A 3,591-nucleotide genomic window follows, 5' to 3' on the forward strand; every position below is an offset into this window, starting at 1 on the left:
GCGCATGAAGAGTGGGGCGTGCTGTTGTTCAGCACCGCACCTGCGCATGAGGTCGCCCAGCACTTGCGCAAACTGCTGACCGTTGAATTGCCTGAAGGTCTACCGGTGGTCCTGCGTCTGGCCGATGCCGCCGTGGCGCGAATCCTGTTCGGCAGCGGTGATCAGCGATTGTTTGGGCCTCTGTCCTGTGTGGTAACGGCCGATATCGTCGGCGCTAATTGGCATCGCCACCAACCCCGGTCGTCCGAGCGTCCTGACCTACCGACGCCCTATCGCCTGAGCCCTGAACAGAGTTCGGGGCTGGACCACGCTGACCGGCGCCGCGTACTGCTCGAACTCGACGCTCATCTGCTCAAACACTTCCCCGAACGCCATGGCAGCGAAACTGTGGCCGAACGCTGGCCAATGCTCGAGCAACTGGAGGCTGAGGCCAGCACGCTGGGTTTGAGCAGCCAGTCCGAATTGTTTTATTACGCCAACGTCATGGCCTCGCTGGATGGCTCATCGCTCGATCAGCACCCGCACATCAACCGATTGCTGCATACGCCGTCGCTGCAATCCCCCGGCGAGCGCGTCGCGCTGGCCGCTGACCTCGCCCACCAGTGGGCCAGCCAACGAGGCCACCCATGACTTCACCCGCCAACCTCGCCGCAGCCGCGGCCTCCAAATCCCCCATCGGCTCTCTGGGTGCTTGCCCGCTGCGGCAGACCCACGTGCAATTGCTGCCCTTGCGTTATGGACTGGTGGAAAAGCCCCTCGACCCGAGTGCCGAACTGAAGCTGCCCTATGCCCTGACGGCCCGACCGCTGGGCATTCGCCTGCTGCGCGATGGCTGGCTGTACATCATCGACAGCGTCACCGGCCACCTGCATGAATATCAGGTACTCAACGGACTGGTCAGCGCCTTGCTGCACAAGGGCGCCAAGGTCGCCAGCGATCAGCGCACGCCCATCGAAGAACGTCCGGCGTTGGTTTTTTCCAGGCGCAGCACCCTGCACGTGACCTTCGCCGAAGTGCAGTGGACGGCGGCCAAATGCGCGCAAGTGCTCGACAACCGCGAGGAACGCAAACACTTCATGCAAGCCGTCGACCTCGGCCCGGTGCATTGCCAAACCGGTGGCGAGCATCTGTTGACGGTCGCGCAAGGCAAACAGTGGCTGGCGGAGGTTGCGACGGACGCGGCCACTCAAACGCAAACGGAGCAAAGTGCTGACGAACCGGACGCCGTTCTATTGCCTACGGTACAGGTCAGCGACGCCCCCGAGCACGAACGTGAACCCTACTTGTGGGAGCAGCCGCGGCGCTTTCGCGAGGCGCACATTGGTGAGTTGCTCGGGCGGGTGCGCCCGGCTTATCAGGACGACACCTTGTTCCTCGTGGTGCACGACGACCTCGGTGTGCTGCGTGATCTGGCCGAGTATCAGGACACCGTAGTCGGCTGGGTCGACGACTGGAGCAATGCCGACCACAACGAACGCAATTACCTGCTGGCGTGTTACACCGAATCCTTGAGCCAGCTCAGCCCGGCGGATGTCGGCTACCTGGCCGACGCCAGCGATAAACCAGCAGACAAAGCCTTGTTCACCGATCTGGAACAATTACCCGAACCGGACCGTGAACGCACCCGTCAGGCCCTGCTCGATTACTTGAACAGGGGCGGCAAGGTCGAGCCTACGGGCGTACCGGTGCCACCGGAACTGGTGCCGTTGCGCGATCAAGCCGTAGACCATGCCCGCGAGATCAACAGGTTCGACAGCCTTACATCCGACTTCACGGCTGAAAGCCGCGCCATTGAAGACGCAGACCGGCGTTACTACACGCGCCAGCATTTCGAGGTCGCTCCTGGCGATTTCGTCGAACGGCACCTGCAGACCCTGATCAACCTCGGCCAGGCGCACAACCGACGTATCAAGGACGTGCTCGAAGGCCCGATTTTCAGTGGCAAACGCGGGGTCGACGATTTCATCGACCGGGAGGCCATGGACACGGAGCTGTTTCAGCACCGCGACGACCTCAGCCGCTGGAACCGTCTGCTTGAGCGCATCACCGCCGACCGCACGACGCTGGTGTGTGCCGGGCGTTATCACCTTTCGGCCTGGTACTACGACGCGCACGAGCCATCGCAACTGGGCCAGGCCTTCACTGCCGAATACGCCTGCCTCAAAGACATTTGCCGCAGCGACCACGCCAGCGAAAAAATGCTCGGTTATCTGGAAGAACACCCGGAGTTGAGCCGGCCACTGTTCTACACCTTGCCCCTGCGCCTGCAGCCGGAACGGGCCGCGCAATACAGCACGTTGTTCAACGCGGGCATGGGGATGTTCAACAACCTGCCGCACTGGCTGGGCGAGCTACAGAAAATTGAACAACCGCCCCTGCCGGCCCTCGACGATCTGCCCGAGCATACCCGCGTCGTTGCCGACGCGGCCCAGCACAGCCTCAGCCCGGCGCTGAACCTGGGCCTGAGCCGGGCACTGGAAGGGTTTGACTTGTCGGCAGAGAAAACTCCTGACCTTGACGAACTGTTCCGGCGCCTGCCTAAAGCCTTGTCGCCACGAATACTCGATGCGGCAAAAACCACTGGCGTGACCTTTACTGTCGCCAGCCCGGCGGAACACGGCGCGCTGCAAACCGTGATTAAGGAAATGTTGAGGGAGCGCGATTACCTGAAAACCCTGACCCGTGAGCGCAACCAGATCACCCACAACAAAAACCGCCAAGGGCATAAAACGCCGAGGGCGGTTGAGTTGCAGGAAGAAATTGTGCGGGTGCGTGCACAGTTGACGCAGCTTGAAGGCCGGCTGGCGGGGGCGCTGAGCCCGATTGCCGAACTGCCGGATCAGTCGGTGCGGCTGCACGGCGCGACGCCGGCTCGGGCGGGCGTGACGGTGGTGTTTCCGCCCGCCCAGCAGTTGGAGGTCCGGAGTTTATTGAAGGATATTCGGTTGGGGGTTAGCTCGGTGCCGAATGGGAAGTTGATTCGGAGCGAGGGGATGGGGTTGTTGGTGTTTTTGGTGCAGGGGGTGAATTTGGTTTCGGTCATGAGGGAAACGTTTAACCAGTCACGAGACAAGCGTAAGTTGGAGCCGTTGATTGCTGCGAGTTTTGCGACTGGGGCGGCGGGATTCACCGCAGCGCAAAGTCTGGCTGATACGGCGTTGAAGGCACGTAGCGCTGCACTCGTCGCGGGGCTTCAACACCATGCGTTGCTGAATGTACATGTGCAGATGGGCAAGATGCATATCGGGTTGGGTGGCTTTACCTACGTTTTAGGTTTTGCATCTTCAATGGTCAGCCTCATCAACCACCACCAGAATTGGCAACAGGCGACGCGTAGTGGCAATACTGCTGCGCGGAATAGTGCAGCGCTCGCGACACTGGGCGCTGCCGGCATGACGACCGTCAATGCGTATGGCTTTGGTCACACCTTATACGCGGGTTCCACCGTACTGATGGCAAAAAACACGGCCGCAAGGACCGCTGCGTGGGCCGCCGCAGGCACACGCCTCTCCACCGTGTTCTTCCGCTTCAACCTCGCCGGCGCCCTCTTCACCGTATTGGAATTTGGCGGAACCTGGCTGTACAACCGCT

General features: G+C 61.5%; 2 protein-coding genes. Both read left to right on the forward strand.

Annotated elements, in window-relative coordinates:
• A partial coding sequence (locus tag ACM6IQ_RS20405) for a DUF4123 domain-containing protein (protein WP_414879664.1) occupies nt 1-630 on the forward strand: 630 nt, incomplete at its 5' end.
• On the forward strand, nt 627-3,591 hold a 2,965-nt coding region (locus tag ACM6IQ_RS20410), incomplete at its 3' end, for a toxin VasX (RefSeq protein ID WP_414879665.1). The genes ACM6IQ_RS20405 and ACM6IQ_RS20410, both read left to right, overlap by 4 nt.

It is taken from the genome of Pseudomonas sp. IT-P100, assembly GCF_949767185.1.
In the GTDB taxonomy this organism is placed as follows: Bacteria; Pseudomonadota; Gammaproteobacteria; order Pseudomonadales; family Pseudomonadaceae; genus Aquipseudomonas; species Aquipseudomonas fluorescens_B.